Source organism: Azospirillum ramasamyi (assembly GCF_003233655.1).
GTDB classification, from domain to species: Bacteria; Pseudomonadota; Alphaproteobacteria; order Azospirillales; family Azospirillaceae; genus Azospirillum; species Azospirillum ramasamyi.
Genome location: NZ_CP029831.1, coordinates 351100 through 366134 on the forward strand (window position 1 = coordinate 351100; position 15035 = coordinate 366134).

General features: G+C 69.3%; 14 protein-coding genes. 4 read left to right on the forward strand and 10 right to left on the reverse strand.

Annotated elements, in window-relative coordinates:
- Positions 1-5 precede the first annotated feature (5 nt).
- The 6 genes from DM194_RS18045 to DM194_RS18070 form a co-directional block, all read right to left on the reverse strand.
- The gene (locus DM194_RS18045) at positions 6-752 is read right to left on the reverse strand and encodes a porin (protein WP_111068953.1); all 747 of its coding nucleotides are present in this window, start codon (positions 750-752) and stop codon (positions 6-8) included.
- 267 nt (positions 753-1019) lie between these two features.
- Entirely contained in the window at positions 1020-1781 is a 762-nt protein-coding gene (locus tag DM194_RS18050) for a LamB/YcsF family protein (protein ID WP_111068954.1), read from the reverse strand.
- Between the two features lie 92 nt (positions 1782-1873).
- Positions 1874-2443 carry a hypothetical protein gene (locus DM194_RS18055; RefSeq protein ID WP_111068955.1) on the reverse strand — a complete coding sequence of 190 codons (570 nt, stop codon included), beginning with the start codon at positions 2441-2443 and terminating at the stop codon, positions 1874-1876.
- The gene (locus DM194_RS18060) at positions 2440-3102 is read right to left on the reverse strand and encodes a ParA family protein (RefSeq protein WP_111068956.1); all 663 of its coding nucleotides are present in this window, start codon (positions 3100-3102) and stop codon (positions 2440-2442) included. The genes DM194_RS18055 and DM194_RS18060 overlap by 4 nt, the downstream gene beginning before the upstream one ends.
- Positions 3103-3250: 148 nt before the next feature.
- Positions 3251-3898 carry a hypothetical protein gene (locus tag DM194_RS18065; RefSeq protein ID WP_111068957.1) on the reverse strand — a complete coding sequence of 216 codons (648 nt, stop codon included), beginning with the start codon at positions 3896-3898 and terminating at the stop codon, positions 3251-3253.
- Positions 3895-4788 (reverse strand): helix-turn-helix domain-containing protein, encoded by an 894-nt coding sequence (locus DM194_RS18070; protein WP_111068958.1) that lies wholly within the window; start codon positions 4786-4788, stop codon positions 3895-3897. The genes DM194_RS18065 and DM194_RS18070 overlap by 4 nt, the downstream gene beginning before the upstream one ends.
- Positions 4789-5503: 715 nt before the next feature.
- On the opposite strand from DM194_RS18070, the gene DM194_RS18075 reads away from it, so the two are divergent.
- Positions 5504-6736: a plasmid replication protein gene (locus DM194_RS18075; RefSeq protein WP_111068959.1), complete on the forward strand. Its 1233-nt coding sequence runs from the start codon at positions 5504-5506 to the stop codon at positions 6734-6736.
- 4 nt (positions 6737-6740) lie between these two features.
- Here the strand turns inward: DM194_RS18075 and DM194_RS18080 are convergent, their stop codons facing one another.
- From DM194_RS18080 to DM194_RS18095, 4 genes are all read right to left on the reverse strand, one after another.
- Positions 6741-7364 carry a phosphatase PAP2 family protein gene (locus tag DM194_RS18080; RefSeq protein WP_111068960.1) on the reverse strand — a complete coding sequence of 208 codons (624 nt, stop codon included), beginning with the start codon at positions 7362-7364 and terminating at the stop codon, positions 6741-6743.
- 97 nt (positions 7365-7461) lie between these two features.
- Complete coding sequence (hutG, locus tag DM194_RS18085) at positions 7462-8277, reverse strand: N-formylglutamate deformylase (protein ID WP_111068961.1); 816 nt, start codon at positions 8275-8277, stop codon at positions 7462-7464.
- Positions 8277-9812: a histidine ammonia-lyase gene (hutH, locus tag DM194_RS18090; protein WP_111068962.1), complete on the reverse strand. Its 1536-nt coding sequence runs from the start codon at positions 9810-9812 to the stop codon at positions 8277-8279. Before hutH ends, hutG begins: the two co-directional genes overlap by 1 nt.
- Positions 9809-11173, reverse strand: coding sequence for a formimidoylglutamate deiminase (locus DM194_RS18095; protein WP_111068963.1), 1365 nt, complete (start codon positions 11171-11173; stop codon positions 9809-9811). The genes hutH and DM194_RS18095 overlap by 4 nt, the downstream gene beginning before the upstream one ends.
- 96 nt (positions 11174-11269) lie before the next feature.
- Between DM194_RS18095 and hutI the strand changes: the two genes are divergently transcribed.
- The 3 genes from hutI (at position 11270) to hutU (ending at position 15025) form a co-directional block, all read left to right on the forward strand.
- Positions 11270-12523 (forward strand): imidazolonepropionase, encoded by a 1254-nt coding sequence (hutI, locus tag DM194_RS18100; RefSeq protein ID WP_111068964.1) that lies wholly within the window; start codon positions 11270-11272, stop codon positions 12521-12523.
- A complete protein-coding gene (gene hutC, locus DM194_RS18105) occupies positions 12520-13248 on the forward strand; it encodes a histidine utilization transcriptional repressor HutC (RefSeq protein ID WP_111068965.1) in 729 nt (242 codons plus the stop codon). The genes hutI and hutC overlap by 4 nt, the downstream gene beginning before the upstream one ends.
- A gap of 94 nt (positions 13249-13342) precedes the next feature.
- Complete coding sequence (gene hutU / locus DM194_RS18110) at positions 13343-15025, forward strand: urocanate hydratase (protein ID WP_111068966.1); 1683 nt, start codon at positions 13343-13345, stop codon at positions 15023-15025.
- The last annotated feature ends 10 nt before the right edge of the window (positions 15026-15035 follow it).

Below are 15035 nucleotides of genomic sequence, written 5' to 3' on the forward strand. Positions count from 1 at the left end.
TCGGGTCAGAACTGGATCCGGGCGCCGACCTTCACCACCGCGGCGGTCGTTTCGGGACCGCTGTCGAAATTGGTGTCGGCCACCAACTGCCAGCGCGGCGTGATGCGATAGGTCAGGTCGGCGAGATACTGCTCGTTGGCCGCCGCCCCCTCGGGCTCCGACCGGCGCACCCGGAAGGACAGGGACATGTCGCCACGGCCATAGACCAGCCCGGCATTCAGGCTGCGGAAGGATGCGCCGTCCGCCTCCTGCTGCTGGCGCAGGTCGCCGTCCAGGGTGATGTTCTGCCAGGTGAACTGGCTGCCGACGATCCAGGATTGCTTGGGAAGGCGGCGGCTGTCGCTGCGCACGCGCGCCCGGCTGGTGCCGGCGGTCAGCCGGGCCTTGATCCCGCCGATCTCCAGGGTCTTGCGCACCGCCGCCTCCACCAGATGCAGCGCCTCGCTGGGGTCGGGCCAGTCGGCATTGCCGCGCGGCAGCGGCGTATAGCTGGCGCCAAGCTCGAACCCGTGCAGAGGCGGGGTGTAGTAGGTCAGCTTGGCCGTGCCGCTTCCGGCGCCCGCGAAGGCCGGCATCGTCATGCCGCCGAACAGACGGGTGCGGGCGCCATCGGTCTGCCCGATCTCCAGCTCTCCCCAGGATACATCGACCTGTAAGAACTGGCGCTGATCTGCAAGACTACCCTTTTGATAGAGTATCTCGGCCGGCGCCTCTCCAGCCGAAAAAATCGCCGCTGCCGCCAGAATTGGCATGGAAATTCGTCGTTGCATGGGCAAGACCTGTGCTGGTTGGCCGGGGGTCGACTGTCCATTCCGTCGATGCGGCCCTATGTATCCTTTCGCATTTGAGAGATGTTCGTATAAAATTCTGACAAAACTGTGACCTCGACTTTGTATGTTGCGACGCAGAAATGCGTATGGATTCGCAAAACACGCGAATCCATCGAAGTCGGGACGGAGATTATTTGAAAGACGGGTTGGGGAGTGGCTGATCCTTCAGCGGCCAGCCACGCTCCAAATTCAGACGATGGCCTCGACCGCCACGCCGGCCTGTTCAAGCGCCCGGCGGACGGCGGCGGCCATGGCGACGGCGGTGGGGGTGTCGCCGTGGACGCAGATGGTGTCGGCGACGATGGGCAGGCGCGTGCCGTGTCGGCTTTCGACGGCTCCTTCGAGCACCATCCGAACCACCCGCGCGGCGGCCAGATCCGGGTCGTGGATCACCGATCCCGCGACTGTGCGCGGCGTCAGGGTGCCGTCATCCTCATAGGTGCGGTCGGCGAAGGCCTCTCGGGCGACGCGCAGGCCGGCGTCCTGGCCGGCGCGGTCCATGGCGCTCAGCGGCGGGACGACGAACAGCAGGGCGGGGTCAACCGCCTTGACGGCGCGGGCGATGGCGGCGGCCAGATCCGGCTCCACCGCCGCCGTGTTGTAGAGGGCGCCGTGCGGCTTGACATGGGTCACACGCCGGCCCGACAGGGCGGCGCAGGCCTGGAGCGCGCCGACCTGATAAGCGACCAATCGCTCCACCTCCGTGGCGGTGATGCCGCGGATGACCCGGCGGCCGAAGCCGGACCGGTCCTCGAAGCCGGGATGGGCGCCGATGCGCACGCCCTTCTCCCCGGCCAGGCGGGCGGTGTCGGCCATGATGGTGGGATCGCCGGCATGGAAGCCGCAGGCGATGTTGGCGGAGGTCACGATGTCGAGCATCGCGCGGTCATCGCCCATGGTCCAGGCGCCGTAGCCCTCGCCCATGTCGCAGTTCAGATCGATGCTCGGCATGGCGTCTCCCGCAAGTCGGCTGTTCAGGACGGAGATGCGGGGAGGATACAGCGTTCCGGACCGGCAGGGCAGAGGGAGCAGGAGGCGACCCGTCAGTCCTGGTCGTCCAGCGACGCCAATTCGGCCTCCACCGCGATCAGCCGCTCGCGCAGCCGCTGGCGTTCGGCCTCCAGCGCCTCGCGCCGGCTGATGTGATCGATGGACTTGTTCCGCAGGTCGCGTTTGAAGCGGACGATCTCAGGCCGGGTGACGTCGGGACGGATCAGGTTGCGCTGGTCCGCCAGCCGGAGCTGTTCGCTGGTCAGGGTGGCGAGCTGGTAGACGGTGGCGTAGCTGGGCGGCAGCTTAGAGCCGGGGAGGCGTCCGCTGTCCACCGCCTCCGCCACCATGCGCAGCTGGTAGGCGACCTGATAGCCGAAGGGCAGCTCATTCTCGACCATCGCCTGGAACTCGCCATGGGGCAGGCGCAGGCGGGCCTGGACGAGATAGCGGCCGATCAGCAGGAACTTCTCCTGGGCGCTGCGCCACAGGGTCGAGATCTCCTGCACGAACTCCTCACGGCGGACGAGGTCGACGGTCGCCTCCGCCATGCGCTCGATCCGCTCGTCCACCGCGATGTGGCGGCGGGCCTGGGCCTTGGATACCTGCTTGAACCCGCTCATTGCGCCAACTCCAGTTCGTGACGGACGAAGGCCCAGACGCCGGCGACATGCTCGGCCCCCTTGCCGCCCTTCAACTCCAGGAGGCCGAGGCCACGGCTGGCGGTGAATTGGATGTCCTCGTAATCCGGCACCTCGACCGGACAGATCCGGCCGTCGCCCAGCAGCTTGCGCTGAGCCTCGGTGAAGCCTCGGGTGCGCGGCTTGACGCGGTTCATCACGAAGGCGGCGTTCTTGCCGTAACGGCGGACGAAGCGCATCCAGGGCCGGACGGAGTCGAGGTCGTCGTCGCTCTGGCCGGTCGGCACCACGATCAGGTCGGAGGACAGGGCAAGCAGCTTGAACTCCTCCGGGTGGTCCTCGATCGACGGAGGGGTGTCGATCACCAGCAGGTCGTAGCCTTCGATGCCATCCAGGGCGGCGCGGATGTCGGCCGGCGTCATGCCCGCTTCGAAGTGGGTTATGGAGGTCATGCCGTCCGGGCGCTTGGCGAACCATTTGGTCAGGCTGCGCTGGGGGTCGAGATCGAGCGTCGCGACCGTGCAGCCGTCGAGCGCCGCCGCCACCGCGATGTTGCGGCTGAGCGTCGTCTTGCCGATCCCGCCCTTCGGGCCATTGACCAGCAAGCGCTTCACCGGTCCGTGTCCCGTGTCGTTGGTCATCTCATGTCCCTTTTCGCCATCGGCTGTGAACCCCTTTTACCAAAGCGCGGCTGTGGCGCAAATCTAAGACATGTCTTAGGTCCGCTCCGCCGGTTCAGGGTGTCGCAACTGCCACAGACGGGCAGCAGATAAGACTGAACTTCGGTTATCATCGCATGCGGCGGATGGCCGAGGCCAGCACGGGACGCACCGCCGCGTTCTCCGCACAGCCGTCGGTTTCGGCGCTTCGCTCGCCGGCCAAGGCGATGACGCGCAGACGCTCGGCCAAGGCGCGTTCGGCGGCGCAGGCCTCCTCGCACAGGGCGCGGATTTCGGCGATGCTGGGCCGCCATTTTCGGGTGCGGCGCCAGACCCTGGCGGCCTGATCAATCGCCCAGGCCGGGAACTCCCCCAGATCGTCCGCCCAGTCCATCGCGAGCAATTGCTCCACCTCCGGCGTCGTCGCCTTCGCCGGGAAATGGCTCAGCAATGCCAGCACCCGGCCCAGCAGGTGATTGGCCGGCGCGGGCGCCAGGATGCCGTCGTCGATCTCCGCAAGGGCGCGGCGGGCCAGAGCGGCATGACGCGGCGTGACCCCGGCCGGCGGCGTCCAGTCCTCCACCACGTCGGAGAAGCCGTTTTCGGTGAAGCGGCTGTGGCGTCCGGTCTGCCCGCGGTCGAGCAGCTGCCGCAACGGGTCGGGCAGAGCCTCGCGCAGCATCCGGCTGCGCAGAGCCGGCGCCATGGCCGGGTCGAAGGGCAGCGGAAAGCTCGGCTGCGATGCCGGCGAGGCCGGGAACGGGTGGAGGTTGCTCATGCGCCGACTCCCCAGGGGTTGGCGGTACCGGCGGCGGCACCGGGTTGGCCGTTCAGCCGGGCGGCGACGCTGGCCCAGGCCGACAGGCGTTGTTCGGCGTCCGCCGCCGGACGGTTGGCGGACCGCTTCGCGTCCGGACGGGCGTCGGCTTTGCGGTTTGCCCGGTTTGCCGGATTGCCGGTGGCTTCCGCGGGCTGTTGCGCCATACGGGTCATGTCCTGCAGCAGCCAGGAACGCCAGGCGGCGGCGACGTCACGGTAGCGGTAGCCATGGGCGCGGCATTGCTGGACGAAGCGTTCGGCATGACGGTCGAGATCGACGGCGGGGAAGCGGCTCGCGGCCCATTGGCGATCGGTGGCGGATGGGGTCCAGTCCTGGTCTACTGGTTCGGCGGTCGGTTTGGGGGCCGGCTTGGCGACGGACCGCGCATGGGCCGGTTCCTGGCCGGCGACCCGTGGCCTGCCCGCCCGCCTATGGAGCGTGTCCGGATTCTGTTCAGGTTCAAGCTGTTCATGACTCGCCGCTGGACAGGGGGAGTCCATTGCCGAGTCAGCGGGGCTGTCCACCCTTGCACCCTGCCCGGCATCGTCCGTGACGGTCAGGGCCAGCCGGTAGCGGCAGCTGAGACGGCCGCCGCTGGCCGACCGGCGGTGTTCGATGGTCACCAGCCCGAGCGCTTCCAGCCGGCCCAGGATCCGGTTCACCGTCGGGCGGCTGCGTTTCAGCTTTCCCGCCAGCGTCGCCTGCGAGGGCCAGCACACGCCCATGTCGTCGGCATAGGTGCTGAGGGCGGCCAGCACGGCGAGGCCGTCGGCGTCGAGTTCGGGGTGATCCAGCCACCAGGCCGGAATCCGGCCCCAGCGGTTGGGGTTTGCGCTATGGTCGGTCATCTGCGGCGATACTCCTCCGTGCCATCGGCCCGGCCGGCCCGATTGGTTGGACAGCTGGTTGGACAGGCGGCGGTGGCGAGTGGATGGGGTGATTTGGCAAGGAGGATTCGAAGCGGTCCGCGGCAGAGTCGAATCGCGGGCTCGCACTCCATAGAGCAGCAGCCCGCGGATGGTCAGGAATAGCCCGCGACCTTGAAGCATCAGCCCGCGACCATGGAGCCACAGCCCGCGATGTCCCGCCGAATCGGGATCCTGGAGCTTCAGGTCGCGGGTATGGAGCCCTTGCCCGCGATTGCCGGACCGCTTCCTGTCTGTCTTTCCGGGCGTTTCCTGGAGCAACAGCCCGCGATTCCCCGCCGGCCGGGATGGCCGGGAGCAATCCGGCCGGTTCGCGGACGGTGCCGGGGGTGGTGTTCCCCGGTCATGGAGCAGTAGCCCGCGTTTCCCCCTGCCATGCCCCGGGGCGAATCTTCCTGATTCCGCCCGATTCTCCCCGATTCTTCAGGGAGCCGCGGTTCCGCGACCCGGGAAGCCGGGGGCAAGGGCGGCAATCGCGGGCTATCGCTCCATGATCGCGGGGCGTTGCTCCATCATCGCGGGCTGTCGCACCATATGCGCGGGCTATCGCTCCACCCCGGAGGCGTTAATTTCCTTCGGTTCTGTTGCGCCCGGGGGCTCCGCGCGCCATGGTTACTCCCGACCTTCGGAGATGTTCATGAGCAAGATGGCCCCGACCAGCGCCGCCCAACTCATCCTGTTCGAGCTGGAAGACCGTTCACAATCGCACCTGATCGCGCTCTACGATCTGGCGCCGCGGTTCGTGTTCGTCTCCCGCGACAACGACAAGGAGAAGGTGGCGAAGGAGAAGGGCGAACTGGTCACCAAGGACAGCTTCATCAAGTCGGTGCGGCGCGAGTTCGCGTTTCGCGGCCGCAACTACCGCCTGACCGTCCAGCCCGCCCGTATCGACCGGCTGAGCAGCGCGAAGAAGGACGACCGCGCCCCCGGCAGCGGCCCGGATCTGGTGGAAGTCGAGATCTTCCCGTCGGAGCGCGAACAGGTGGTGGAGCAGGTGGTGCGCCGCCTCGCCATGGACCGCTCGCGCCTGTCGCTGACCGGCGAGAACCGCGACAAGGTGCAGATGCGCTTCAGCCTGTACGAGATCCAGCGGGAACTGCGGGCGGTCAACCACACGCTGTCGATCCAGGACATCCGCGAATCCCTGACCATCCTGGCGCGGTCGCGCATCATCATCTCCACCGGCGGCAGCGCGGAACCGGGAAAGAAGAGCCGCGGACAGAACCTGCTGGAATCCACCGCCTTCCCGGTGCTGGCCATCCGCTCCCGTCCCGATCTGGTCGATGAGGACGGCGGTGTCGAGGAGACCTATCTGGAGTTCAACCCGCTGGTCTCCGCCGCCATCCGCGACCTGGAGTTCAAGCCGGTCTCCTACGCCTGGCTGATGAAACTGAAGTCGCCGGTGTCGCGCTGGCTCTACAATCGCCTGTCCATCGAATACGACACCGCCGACGACGATGCGAAGCCGGTGTCGATCAGCGCCGACGAGATCATCAAGAACAGCGGCATGAACGAGTGGTCGCGCCGCCGCGATACGCTGCGCGTGGTGACGGCCGCGGTCGACGCGCTGGTGGACGAGGGCATCCTCGACATCGCCGACAAGGAATACACCAAGGTCGGCAAGCGCATCGACGCCATCGACTATGTGCTGACGCCGTCGCAGAAGTTCCTGGATCAGGTCCGCCGCGGCCGCCGGGTGCAGACCACCAACATCGACCTGCTGAAGCAGATCGTCGGCAACGCCATGCGCCCGGACGGCTTCGTGCCGCTGAAGACCGGGGAGGCGGTGGAGGTGCGCAACAAGCGCGCCAAGCGGCTGGCCGACCAGCCGAAGGCCGAACAGGGCTCTCTGCCGCTGCCGAAGAAATAGCGGGTCAGCGCGGCAGGATCCGCCGCGCCAGCAACGTGATGGCGGTGCCGAGCAAGGCGCCCGCCATCACGTCGGACGCCCAATGGCGGTGCTTCACCACCCGCCCGCCGGCGAGCACCGCCGCGGTTCCGTAGATCATTGCGCTCTGTGCCGGCGACCGGCTGACCGAGGCCAGGGCGGTCGCCGCGGCGAAGGCGCTCGCGGCATGGCCGGACGGCAGCGACCGTGCGCTGATGCGCCAGCCCGGCTTGCGGCGCGGTTCGCATTCGTCGGGGCGGCGGCGCTTCACATAGCGCTTGATCGAGCGGCTCGCGGCCGCCGTCATCACCAGCCCGGCCACTCCCACACTGCCGGCCCGGCGCAGATCCCGCTGTCCGGCCAGCAGACCGACGATGCCGGCGATGGCGAAGCCGGGGATCAGCACGTGACGTTTTATGGCGTAATGGCCCGCGGCGGCCAATGCCTGGCTGACCGGGCCGGGATCGCAGGTGACGATGTCGTGGACCTGCGCATCCAGCGTATCGACGGCGGTCAGGGCGGGCTGGAAGGCCGCGGGCGCCGGGCGCCCGCCATAACCGATGCCGCCGCCCGGATTCTCGATGCCGCTCTGTTCGGTGATGTCGTTCAACGCCGGTCCCCTGCATGCCGCGCCCGCAAAACGGAGGCCGCAGGGGAACGCGGCGGAAGAGGGGCGGTTCCTCGCCCCGTTCTTCCGCCGTAGCGGGTCAGCCCTGCGCCGGCCGCCAGCTTGCGAAGGCGTCGAGCAGCGCCCTCAGCACCCGCTGGAGCTTTTCCGCCCGGTCGGGACGATAGGCGAAGGGCGGCGCCTCCTCGTCCATGTAGCGGTCCTGCGCCAGCTCCATCTGAATGGCGTGGACGTTTTCGGCCGGCTGCCCATAGGCGCGGGTGATGTGGCCGCCGACGAAGCGTCCGTTGGTGACGCAGGTCATCCCCTCCGCCGCCGCGGCGCTTTCCATCGCCGCGACGACGCGGGCGGCCAGCCGCGGATCGGCACTGATGCCGCGGGCCGTCCCCAGGTTCAGGTCGGGCAGGCGCCCGTCGAACAGGCGCGGCACCTGGCTGCGGATCGAATGGGCGTCATAGAGCAGGGCGAAGCCGTGGCGCGCCTTGACCCGCGCCAGCTCCGCCGCCAGCGCATCGTGGTAGGGACGCCAATAGCCCTCCACCCGCTGCGCCACCTCCGCCGCGTCGGGCGCCTGTCCGTCGCGGTAGAGCGGCGTGCCGTCGAACAGGGTTTCCGGGCACAGGCCGGTGGTCGCCTGTCCGGGATACAGGCTCTCGCCGGTCGATGAGCGGTTGAGATCGACCACGTAACGGGAGTAGCGGGCGCTGAGCAGCGTCGCGCCCAGGCCGGTCGCGAAGCCGTACAGGCGCGGGATGTGCCAGTCGGTGTCGCGCAGGGTCAGCGCCTCGTCCGTCAGGCGGTCGGCCAGACCGGGAGAAAGCTCGGTCCCGCAATGGGGCATGCTGATGACCAGCGGCCCGTCGCCTTGAACCAGATCGAAGATGGTGTCGGTCATTATACGGTCTCCAGGGATACCGGCATCAGATGGTCAAGCGTGCCGTTGCGCACCAGGGCGCCGATGGCGGCCAGATCCGGGGCGAAGTAGCGGTCCACCTCATAGCGCGGCACCTCGGCGCGGATGGCGGCGATGGCCTGCTCCAGCCGGCCGGTGGTCTTCAGCGGGCGATGGAACTCCAGCCCCTGGATCGCGGCCAAAAGCTCTATGCCGACGATGTCGGCGACGTTGCCGGCGATGTCGCCCAGCCGCCGCGCCGCGAAGGTCGCCATGCTGACATGGTCCTCCTGGTTGGCGGAGGTCGGCAGGCTGTCGACGCTGGCGGGGTGGGCGAGAGTCTTGTTCTCCGACGCCAGGGCGGCGGCGGTGACATGGGCGATCATGAAGCCGGAATTGAGGCCCGGTTCGGCGACCAGGAAGGGCGGCAGGCCGCTGATGGTGGTGTCGATCAGCATGGCGATGCGGCGCTCGGCCAGGGCGCCGATCTCCGACGCGGCGATGGCGAGCTGGTCGGCGGCCATCGCCACCGGCTCCGCATGGAAGTTGCCGCCGGACAGCACCTCGTCGGTGTCGACCAGAACCAGCGGGTTGTCGGTGACGCCGTTGGCCTCGATCACCAGCGTGCGCGCCGCCTGCCGCATCTGGTCAAGGACGGCGCCCATCACCTGCGGCTGGCAGCGCAGGCTGTAGGGATCCTGCACCCGGTGGCAGTCCGGCCCCTGGTGGCTGGCGTTCAGCTCGCTGCCGGCCAGCACCTCGCGGAAGGCGGCGGCGACGGCGATCTGGCCGGGCTGGCCGCGCAGCGCGCTGATGCGCGCGTCGAAGGGGCGGTGGCTGCCCATAACGGCCTCCACCGACAGGGATCCTGCGACCAGCGCCGCCTTGAAGGTGCGCTCGATCTCGAACAGCCCGGCGAGCGCCAGACCGGTCGACACCTGGGTGCCGTTGATCAGCGCCAGGCCTTCCTTGGCCTTCAGGTCGAACACCGGCAGGCCGGCGATGCGCAGCCCCTCTTCCGCCGGCAGGGTTTCGCCGTTGACCCGGACATGGCCGATGCCGAGCAGCACGCCGCACAGATGGGCCAGCGGCGCCAGATCGCCGGAGGCGCCGACGGAGCCCTTGCCCGGCACCACCGGCAGCACGTCGGCCTCGTAGAGCTTCAGCAGCGCATCGACCAGCGCCGGCCGCACGCCCGAGGCGCCGACGGCGAGGCTGACCGCCTTGATCACCAGGATCAGCCGCACCACGCCATCGGCCAGCGGGGCGCCGACGCCGGTGGCGTGCGACAGGATCAGGTTGCGCTGGAGCGTTTCCAGATCCGCCGCGGCGATGTGGGTGTGGGCCAGCTTGCCGAAGCCGGTGTTGACGCCATAGACCGCCTCGTCGCCGCCGGCGATCCGGTCGATCAGGGCGCGCGAACGCTCCATCCGCGGATAGGCCGCCGGGTCGAGCGTCAGGGCCGGACGGCCGCGGTAGATGCTGCGCAGCGTGTCGAGCGACAGCGCGCCCGGAACAAGTGTGATGGTCTCGCTCATCCCAGAAGTCTCCCAAGGGTCTTTTTGAAGCGTTCGGCGATTTCGTGCTCGCGCGGGTGGCGGCGGTCGCGGACGACGGCGCGTCCGGCGATCAGCACATCCCGCACCAGGGGGGCGTTGCCGGCGAAAATCCAGCTGTCCAGCAGTGCGTCGTCCTTGCGCGCCGCCAGCAGCGGGTGGTCGGTGTCGAGCACCACGAGGTCGGCGCGGCGACCGGCGGCGATGCGCCCGGCATCGAAGCCGGTGGCCTGCGCGCCGCCGGCCTGGGCGCCCTCGACCAGACGGCGGGCGGTGGAGCGGCGGGAGCCGCCGGCCAGCACGGTGCGCCGTCCGCTGGTCAGACGCGCGCCATATTCCAGCCAGCGCAGTTCCTCCACCGGGCTGACGGAGATGTGGCTGTCGGAGCCGATGCCCCAGCCTCCGCCCTGCGCCATGTGGGATTCGGCGGCGAAGAAGCCGTCGCCGAGATTGGCCTCGGTGGTCGGGCACAGCCCGGCGACCGCGCCGCTGGCGGCGACGTCCGTCACCTCTTCCGCGGTCATGTGGGTGGCGTGGATCAGGCACCAGCGGCCATCGACCGGCTGGGTGTCGAGCAGATGCTCCACCGGGCGGCGGCCATGGTGGGCGAGGCAGTCCTCCACCTCCCGGCGCTGCTCGGCGATGTGGATGTGGATCGGGCCTTCCGGCTGGGCGGCGACGGTTTCGCCGAGCAGATCGTCCGGGACGGCGCGCAGGGAATGCGGGGCGATGCCGAGCCGCACGTCGTCGTCCCCGCCATAGGCGCGGCGCAGGGCCGCGGTCAGCCGGTCGAACCCTGCCCCGTCATGGATGAAGCGCCGCTGCCCGGCGGTCGGCGCCGTGCCGCCGAAGCCGGACGCGTTGTAGAGCACCGGCAGCAGCGTGATCGGCAACCCGGCGCTGCGCGCGGCGGCGATGGCGCGGTGGCTCATCTCCGCCGGGTCGGCGTAGGCGCTGCCGTCGCGGTCGTGGTGCAGGTAATGGAATTCGGCGATGGCGGTGAAGCCGGCCTTCAGCGTCTCCACATAGAGCTGGGCGGCGACCGCCTCGAAATCCTCCGGGTCCATGCGGTCGAGCGCCCGGTACATCACCTCGCGCCAACTCCAGAAGCTGTCCGAGCCTTCACCGGAGGATTCGCCCATCCCGGCGATGGCGCGCTGGTGGGCGTGGGAATGCAGGTTGGCGATGCCGGCAACGGCGGCCCCGGCGAAGCGCTCCGCATCGGCCGGGCAGGCGGCGCCGGGCGTCGCCGAGACGATCCGGCCGCGCTCGTCCGTCGTGACCAGCACATCCTCCGCCCAGCCGTCCGGCAGCAGCGCCGAGGCAAAAAACAGGTTGCTCATGAGGGCGCCCTCGCTATTATAGACAACACTATACAAGTATAGGCAACCTGCTGCCAAGGGGGTTGCTGCACGAACTGGTAGGAAGGAGCCGAACCGATGCCGACCAGCGCGCCGTGGGATTCCCTGTGGATCGACCTGTCCGTCGCCACCATGAGCGACGCCGACGGCTATGGCGCCCTCGTCGACGCGGCGGTGGGCATCAAGGACGGCCGCATCGCCTTCGTCGGCCGCCGCGCCGATCTGACCGGCGCGCCCGATGCGCTGGCGACCCGGGTCCATTCGGGGCGGGGCGGCTGGATGACTCCCGGCCTGATCGATTGCCACACCCATCTGGTCTATGGCGGCAACCGCGCCCGCGAGTTCGAGATGCGGTTGAACGGCGCCAGCTATGAGGAGATCGCGCGGGCCGGCGGCGGCATCCTGTCCACCGTCACCGCCACCCGCGCCGCCGGTGAGGACGAGTTGCTGGCCGCCACCCTGCCGCGGCTGGACAGCCTGCTGGCAGAGGGCGTGACGACGGTGGAGGTGAAGTCCGGCTATGGGCTCGACACCGAGACCGAGACGCGCATGCTCTGCGTCGCCCGCCGGCTGGCGCAGGTCCGAGCGGTGGAGGTCCGCACCACCTATCTCGGCGCCCACGCCCTGCCGCCGGAGTTCAAGGGCGACCCCGACGGCTACATCGACCGCATCTGCACCGAAACCCTGCCGGCCATCGCCGAAGCCGGGCTGGCCGATGCGGTGGACGCCTTCTGCGAGGGGATCGGCTTCTCGGTCGCCCAGACCCGCCGCGTGTTCGAGACGGCGAAGCGGCTCGGCCTGCCGGTGAAGCTGCATGCCGAACAGCTGAGCAACCTCGGCGGTGCGCAATTGGTTGCGGAGTTCGGCGGGCTGTCGGCCGACCATATCGAACATCTGGACGAGGACGGCGTCGCCGCCATGGCCCGGGCCGGCACGGTGGCGGTGCTGCTGCCCGGCGCCTTCTATGCCCTGCGCGAGACCAGGCTGCCGCCCATCGACCTGCTGCGCCGCCATGGCGTGCCGATGGCGCTGTCCACCGACAACAATCCCGGCACCTCGCCGGTCACCTCGCTGCTGCTGATGCTGTCGATGGGCTGCACCTTCTTCCGCCTGACCCCGGCGGAGGCGCTGGCCGGCGTCACCCGCCATGCGGCCAAGGCCCTGGGCCTCGCCGACCGCGGCGTGATCGCGCCCGGCAAGCGGGCCGATCTGGCGCTCTGGCGCATCGAGCATCCGGCGGAGCTGGCCTACGCCATCGGCCTCAACCCCTGCATGGCGGTGGTGAACGGCGGCGTGGTCCGCGAGCCGAGGAACGGAGCGGAGGACGCATGAGCGACGTCATCTCCACCGCGCAGCCGCGCTACGCCCAGATCAAGGAGGCCATCCGCCGCCGGATCAGCTCGGGCGACTGGCCGGAAGGCTTCCAGATCCCGTCGGAGCACAAGCTGCTGGAGGAATTCTCGGTCAGCCGCATGACGGTCCACCGCGCGCTGCGCGACCTGACCGACGAGGGGCTGCTGACCCGCGTGCAGGGGCTGGGCACCTTCGTCGCCGAACGGCCGCCCAGCACCGACGTGGTGGAACTGCGCAGCATCGCCGACGAGATCGTTGAGCGCGGCAACGTCCATTCCTGCCGGGTGGAGCAATTGCTCGCGGTCACAGCGGATGCCGGGCTGGCCCGCCGCTTCAACCTGCCGGTGGGCGCGAAGCTGTTCCATTCCGTCGTCATCCACTGCGAGAGCGACGTGCCGGTCCAGCTGGAGGAACGCTGGGTCAACCCGGCGGTGGCGCCCGACTATCTCGACCAGGACTTCACCCGCCAGACGCCGGGCGAATACCTGATCCGGCTGGAGTCCTCGCCGCAGGTGGAGCACGTCATCGAAGCGGTGTCGCCGACGCCGGAGATCGCCCGGCTGCTGGACATCCCCGTCACCGAACCCTGTCTGCGCGTGACCCGCCGCACCTGGGTCGGGGGGCGGGTGGTGACGGTGGCGATGCTGGTGCATCCCGGCAGCCGCTACCGGCTGGGGGCGCGCTTCCAGTTGCCGCCGCCTTGAAGAGTCAGCCCCCCTCCCTAATCCTCCCCCGCTGGGCGGGGGAGGGGACTGCCGCCTGTCTCGCGCTCACCCTCCCACCAGGAGCCACCAACCCATGTCATCCCGCCTCGACAACCAGCGCGTCATCCGTGCCCCGCACGGCCCCGAACTGAGCTGCAAGAGCTGGCTCGCCGAGGCGCCGATGCGCATGCTGATGAACAACCTCGATCCCGACGTCGCCGAACGGCCGCAGGAGCTGGTCGTCTATGGCGGCATCGGCCGCGCCGCCCGCGACTGGGAGAGCTTCGACCGCATCGTCTCGGCGCTGAAGACGCTGAACGACGACGAGACCCTGCTGGTCCAGTCGGGCAAGCCGGTCGGCGTCTTCCGCACCCATGCCGATGCGCCGCGCGTGCTGATCGCCAACTCCAACCTCGTGCCGCGCTGGGCGACCTGGGATCACTTCAACGAGCTGGACCGCAAGGGTCTGGCGATGTACGGCCAGATGACCGCCGGATCGTGGATCTACATCGGCAGCCAGGGCATCGTGCAGGGCACCTACGAGACCTTCGTCGAGGCCGGGCGCCAGCATTACAACGGCGACCTGAAGGGCAAGTGGATCCTGACCGGCGGGCTGGGCGGCATGGGCGGGGCGCAGCCGCTGGCCGCCACCATGGCCGGCGCCTGCATGCTGGCGGTCGAATGCCGCCCCAGCAGCATCGAGATGCGCATCCGCACCGGCTATCTCGACCGCCACACCGCCGATCTGGACGAGGCGCTGGCCTGGATCAACGAGGCCTGCGCCAAGGGCGAGGCGATCTCCGTCGGCCTGCTCGGCAACGCCGCCGACGTCTTCCCCGAACTGGCGCGCCGCGCCGGCACCGACATCAAGTCCCGGCCGCACATCGTCACCGACCAGACCTCCGCCCATGACCCGGTGAACGGCTATCTGCCGCAGGGCTGGACGCTGGAGGAATGGGAGAGCGCCCGCGAAAGCCAGCCGGCCGCCGTCGCCGCAGCCGCGCGCAAGTCGATGCGGGTGCAGGTGGAGGCGATGCTGGCCTTCCACGCCATGGGCATCCCGACCGTCGATTACGGCAACAACATCCGCCAGATGGCGAAGGAGGAGGGGCTGGAGAACGCCTTCGACTTCCCCGGCTTCGTCCCCGCCTATATCCGCCCGCTCTTCTGTCGCGGCGTCGGCCCGTTCCGCTGGGCGGCGCTGTCCGGCGATCCGGAGGACATCCGCAAGACCGACGCCAAGGTGAAGGAGTTGATCCCCGACGATCCGCACCTGCACAACTGGCTCGACATGGCGGCCAAGCGCATCCGGTTCCAGGGCCTGCCCGCCCGCATCTGCTGGGTCGGGCTGGGTCAGCGCCACCGCCTGGGCCTCGCCTTCAACGAGATGGTGAAGTCGGGCGAGCTGAAGGCCCCCATCGTCATCGGCCGCGACCATCTCGACAGCGGATCGGTCGCCAGCCCGAACCGCGAGACGGAGGCGATGAAGGACGGTTCCGACGCCGTGTCGGACTGGCCGCTGCTGAACGCGCTGCTGAACACCGCCAGCGGGGCGACCTGGGTCAGCCTGCACCATGGCGGCGGCGTCGGCATGGGCTTCTCCCAGCATTCGGGCATGGTCATCGTCTGCGACGGCAGCGACGCCGCGGCCAAGCGGATCGAGCGTGTGCTGTGGAACGACCCGGCCACCGGCGTGATGCGCCATGCCGACGCCGGCTATGACATCGCCATCGAGTGCGCCAAGGAGCAGGGGCTGAACCTGCCGTTCCTGAAGTAGGCGGGGAGGG

What these genes read in the sequence shown, in the direction of transcription:
- DM194_RS18095 (WP_111068963.1), bottom strand. Translation starts at nt 11,173, where the DNA reads ATGAGCAACCTGTTTTTTGCCTCGGCGCTGCTGCCGGACGGCTGGGCG.
- hutH (WP_111068962.1), bottom strand. Translation starts at nt 9,812, where the DNA reads ATGAGCGAGACCATCACACTTGTTCCGGGCGCGCTGTCGCTCGACACG.
- hutU (WP_111068966.1), top strand. Translation starts at nt 13,343, where the DNA reads ATGTCATCCCGCCTCGACAACCAGCGCGTCATCCGTGCCCCGCACGGC.
- DM194_RS18045 (WP_111068953.1), bottom strand. Translation starts at nt 752, where the DNA reads ATGCCAATTCTGGCGGCAGCGGCGATTTTTTCGGCTGGAGAGGCGCCG.
- DM194_RS18070 (WP_111068958.1), bottom strand. Translation starts at nt 4,788, where the DNA reads ATGACCGACCATAGCGCAAACCCCAACCGCTGGGGCCGGATTCCGGCC.
- hutC (WP_111068965.1), top strand. Translation starts at nt 12,520, where the DNA reads ATGAGCGACGTCATCTCCACCGCGCAGCCGCGCTACGCCCAGATCAAG.
- DM194_RS18050 (WP_111068954.1), bottom strand. Translation starts at nt 1,781, where the DNA reads ATGCCGAGCATCGATCTGAACTGCGACATGGGCGAGGGCTACGGCGCC.
- DM194_RS18060 (WP_111068956.1), bottom strand. Translation starts at nt 3,102, where the DNA reads ATGACCAACGACACGGGACACGGACCGGTGAAGCGCTTGCTGGTCAAT.
- DM194_RS18065 (WP_111068957.1), bottom strand. Translation starts at nt 3,898, where the DNA reads ATGAGCAACCTCCACCCGTTCCCGGCCTCGCCGGCATCGCAGCCGAGC.
- hutG (WP_111068961.1), bottom strand. Translation starts at nt 8,277, where the DNA reads ATGACCGACACCATCTTCGATCTGGTTCAAGGCGACGGGCCGCTGGTC.
- DM194_RS18075 (WP_111068959.1), top strand. Translation starts at nt 5,504, where the DNA reads ATGAGCAAGATGGCCCCGACCAGCGCCGCCCAACTCATCCTGTTCGAG.
- hutI (WP_111068964.1), top strand. Translation starts at nt 11,270, where the DNA reads ATGCCGACCAGCGCGCCGTGGGATTCCCTGTGGATCGACCTGTCCGTC.
- DM194_RS18055 (WP_111068955.1), bottom strand. Translation starts at nt 2,443, where the DNA reads ATGAGCGGGTTCAAGCAGGTATCCAAGGCCCAGGCCCGCCGCCACATC.